Below are 4,327 nucleotides of genomic sequence, written 5' to 3'. Positions count from 1 at the left end.
ACATCTTGCCCAGGCATCCTACTTTTTTTTGTGCTTTTCACGCTACCCTACCCAATCCCACTTTTTTGCGTTGCGCCCTTAGTAAAGAAAGTTAGAAAAAAGTCGAAGGTAACTCAAATTTCTCATAGTTGAACTCAAATCAGGTTGTGCTTAGATACAAGCAGTACGTCAACTGGCATACCCCTTTAAGTAGTTCCTAATTCAGGTGATTCAATCATGACAGAAAAATATGAGTATAAAGTCGGAGGGAGTTTAGGAGAAGATGCCCCCAGTTACGTTAATAGACAAGCTGACTCTGACCTATATCACAGCTTAAAAGCAGGAGATTTTTGTTATATTTTTAACTCCCGACAAATGGGAAAAACCAGCTTGATAGTGCGAACAATGAAGAAACTACAAGCAGAAGGTTTCGCTTGCACTTCCCTTGATTTTTCTGTACGAGGTGGTCGTGATATTAAGTCAGAACAGTGGTATGCAGGAATAGTTTACAAACTTATAACTAATTTTAACCTTGGTAATCCGGCGGAATTTCTCCATAATTGGTGGAGAGAAATAAGTGACATTCCTCCCGTGCAAAGATTAGAAGTTTTTATTGAATCTATTCTCTTAACATCTATCCAAAGTAAAATCATTATTTTTATAGATGAAATTGATAGTATTTTGAGTTTGGATTTTGCCACGGATGATTTTTTTGCTTTAATTAGAAGCTGTTATGAAAAACGTAATTTTAATCCAGAGTATCAACGGCTCACTTTTGCTTTAGTAGGAGTTGCTACCCCCAGCGATTTAATTACTGATAAAAGCCGAACACCGTTTAACATTGGTCAAGCGATTCAACTTGATGGATTTAAAGAAAGTGAAATTGAGCCATTAGCAAAGGGATTTTCAGATCGAGTAGAAAATCCTTTAGCTTTAATGCGAGAGGTGATAGCTTGGACGGGAGGACAGCCTTTTTTAACGCAAAAGGTTTGTAGGTTGTTAATACATAATCTCATTCCTAACCCCTCCATACCCTTCGTGAGGGGAAAAGGAGAGAAGATTACTGGCTGGGTAGAGGAAGTTGTGAGAGGTCAAATCATCAAAAATTGGGAAGCTTACGATCAGCCAGAGCATTTAAAGACAATACGCGATCGGATGCTGTTAGAAGAGCGGTTTGCTGGGCGATTTTTAGGATGGTATCAGGACATTTTGCTTGATGGCAAAATTTCTGTTGATGCTAGTACAGAACAAATGAAATTTCGCCTGACTGGTTTGGTGGTTAAACAGCAGGATAAACTCAAAGTTTATAACAAAATATATGAATCTGTTTTTCATTTAAGGTGGGTTAAAAAAGAATTAGCTAAACTGCGTCCTTATCCGGTAAATTTTCAAGCTTGGGTTGATAGTGGATATCAGGACGAGTCACAGCTGTTGCGCGGACAAGCGTTGCAGGAAGCTTTAAGATGGGCTGATGGAAAGAGTTTGAGTAGTGAGGATCGTAGATACTTGACTGCTTCTCAGGAGTTAGAAAAAAGAGAACTTGAAGAGGAAAGTCGAGTATTAGCACAGGCAAACGAGGCGTTAAACCAGACGAATGATGCGTTGAATACAGCTCAAAAGAAAGCTAAACGTCGGATTCGCTTGTTGAATAGAATTTTTGCGATATCTCTGGCTGGGGCAATAGTTGCATTCACTTTAGCAGGTATTGCCACTCAGCGATTCCAAGAAGCCAAAATAGTTACGGAATTAGAAAAATCATCAGCCCAATTGTTACGCTTACCAGTATCTTCTTTTACCTTAGATAATTTAATTGATTCGATGCGCTCTGCAATAAAATTAAAAGAATTAGTGAAAGATAGCCGTCACTTTGAAGATTACCCTACTATCAGTCCCCTACTAGCTTTGCAGATAACTCTAGAGAATATTCGAGAAAAGAATCGGCTATCTGGAGATATTGTAAAATTTAGCCCCGATGGTCAAACTGTGGCTACTGCTTCATCACTTGACCACACTGCCAAGTTGTGGAACCGCAAAGGTGAGGCAATTGCGACTTTGCCACATCAAGCTGGGGTTAACGACGTAGCATTTAGTCCAGATAGTCAGACTGTAGCTACTGCTTCAAGGGATAAAACTGCCAAGTTGTGGAATCGCAAGGGTGAGATCATTGCAACTCTTCAACATCAAGCTGTGGTCAATGACGTAGAATTTAGCCCAGATAGTCAGACTGTGGCTACTGTTTCAGGTCAGAATACTGCCAAGCTGTGGAACCGCAACGGTGAGACGATTGCAACTCTCCCACATCAATATCCAGTCACTCACGTAGAATTTAGCCCCGATGGTCAGACTGTGGCTACTGCTTCAATGGACAACAAATTGTGGAATCGAAAGGGTGAGATCATTGCAACTCTTCAACATCAAGCTGTGGTCAACGACGTAGAATTTAGCCCCGACGGTCAGACTGTGGCTACTACTTCACTTGTTACAGATACTGCCAAGCTGTGGAACCGTAAAGGCGAGGCAATTGCAACTCTCCCACATCAAGCTACGGTCAACGACGTAGAATTTAGCCCCGACGATCGAACTGTGGCTACTGCTTCATCGGACAACACTGCTAAGTTGTGGAACTATAAAGGTGAGGCAATTGCGACTTTTCCGCATCAGGGTAAAGTTAACTATGTAGAATTTAGCCCCGATGGTCAGGCGGTGGCTACTGCAAGTGACAACACTGCTAAGCTGTGGAATCGTAAAGGTAAGGCGATCGCTAATTTTCCACATCAAAATGAAGTTAAGTACGTAGAATTTAGCCCCGACGATCGGACTGTGGCTACTGTTTCAGGTCAGAACACTACCAAGCTGTGGAACCGTAAAGGCGAGGCAATTGCAACTCTCCCACATCAATATCCAGTCACTCACGTAGAATTTAGCCCCGATGGTCAGACTGTGGCTACTACTGTAGGTGACAACACTGTCAAGTTGTGGAATCGCAAAGGTGAGCCAATTGCAACTCTCTCACATCAAAGTGCGATCTTCGGCATAACGTTTAGCCCCAATGGTCAGACTGTGGCTACTGCTTCAATGGACAACACTGCCAAGCTGTGGAATCGCAAAGGTAAGCCAATTGCAACTCTTCAACATCAAGCTATGGTCAGCGACGTAGCATTTAGTCCAGATGGTCAGACTGTGGCTACTGCAAGTGACAACACTGCCAAGCTGTGGAATCGCAAAGGTGAGCCAATTGCAACTCTTCAACATCAAGCTATGGTCAGCGACGTAGAATTTAGCCCCGATGGTCAGACTGTGGCTACTGCGTCATTAGTTGACGATATCGCCAAGTTGTGGAACCGCAAAGGTGAGCCAATTGCAACTCTCCCACATCAAAGTGTGATCTTCGACATAGCATTTAGCCCCGATGGTCAGACTGTGGCTACTACTGCAAGTGACAACACTGCCAAACTGTGGAATCGCAAGGGTGAGGCAATTGCGACTCTCCCACATCAAAATGAAGTTAAATACGTGGAATTTAGCCCCGATAGTCAGACTGTGGCTACTACCGCAAGTGACAACACTGCCAAACTGTGGAATCGCAAGGGTGAGGCGATCGCCACTTTCTCACATCAAAATATAGTTGACTACGTAGGATTTAGTCCAGATGGTCAGACTGTAGCTACTACTGCAAGTGACAACACTGCCAAACTGTGGAATCGCAAGGGTGAGGCGATCGCCACTTTCTCACATCAAAATATAGTTGACTACGTAGGATTTAGCCCCGATGGTCAGACTGTGGCTACTGCTTCAATTGATGGTACTATGCGCTTATGGGTACAAGTCCAGGGTATGTGGCAGCAGCTTGCTGAATATCGAGGTAAGCATGGAAGGTTAAGTGCAGATGGAAAGTTAATTGCGATCGTTATAAATAATACTGTAGAGTTACATCGATTTGATGGTTTAGATGGCTTACTCGCACGCGGTTGCAACTGGTTACAAGATTACCTCGCTACTCGCGATGAGTTGCGTTCTGAGTTGTGTCCAGGTAAAGCGCGTGAATAATGTTTATAGTTGTGTTGGGCATTGTTAAGTTAACGCAGATGTAATCAAAAAAGTTACTATTTCTGACTTACAACAACATTTTGACGATTAAGAACAAATTATCTTCCACAATCCTTGCAGAGACGTTTAGGCTTCTTATTATGAATTGAACTCTTCTTAACTGTATGACTAGAGCCGCAATGTGGACAAATCTATTCTTATAGTTTTACCTGCTAACGAATATATAGAGCAATTCCTAGTCTACTGAGGTACGATTAATAGTAATGTTGTGTATTCTGCCCAGATAAAAATGAAGGCATAC

The 4,327-nt window shown here is 42.4% G+C and carries 2 protein-coding genes; one reads left to right on the top strand and one right to left on the bottom strand.

Features of this window, described 5'->3' with window-relative positions; all coding sequences use genetic code 11:
* Positions 1–216: 216 nt before the first annotated feature.
* The gene (locus tag DSM107010_RS36995; RefSeq protein ID WP_127025343.1) at positions 217–4,026 is read left to right on the top strand and encodes an eIF2A-related protein; all 3,810 of its coding nucleotides are present in this window, start codon (positions 217–219) and stop codon (positions 4,024–4,026) included.
* 98 nt (positions 4,027–4,124) lie between these two features.
* Here DSM107010_RS36995 and DSM107010_RS43470 read toward each other — a convergent pair whose 3' ends face one another.
* Entirely contained in the window at positions 4,125–4,217 is a 93-nt protein-coding gene (locus DSM107010_RS43470) for an IS1/IS1595 family N-terminal zinc-binding domain-containing protein (protein WP_422387930.1), read from the bottom strand.
* Positions 4,218–4,327: the final 110 nt, after the last annotated feature.

This window comes from Chroococcidiopsis cubana SAG 39.79, from assembly GCF_003991895.1.
Lineage (GTDB): Bacteria > Cyanobacteriota > Cyanobacteriia > Cyanobacteriales > Chroococcidiopsidaceae > Chroococcidiopsis > Chroococcidiopsis thermalis.
The sequence above is the reverse complement of the archived record's forward strand: the minus strand, read 5'-3'. Positions and strand labels throughout refer to the sequence as shown.

What these genes read in the sequence shown, in the direction of transcription:
- DSM107010_RS36995 (WP_127025343.1), top strand. Translation starts at nt 217, where the DNA reads ATGACAGAAAAATATGAGTATAAAGTCGGAGGGAGTTTAGGAGAAGAT.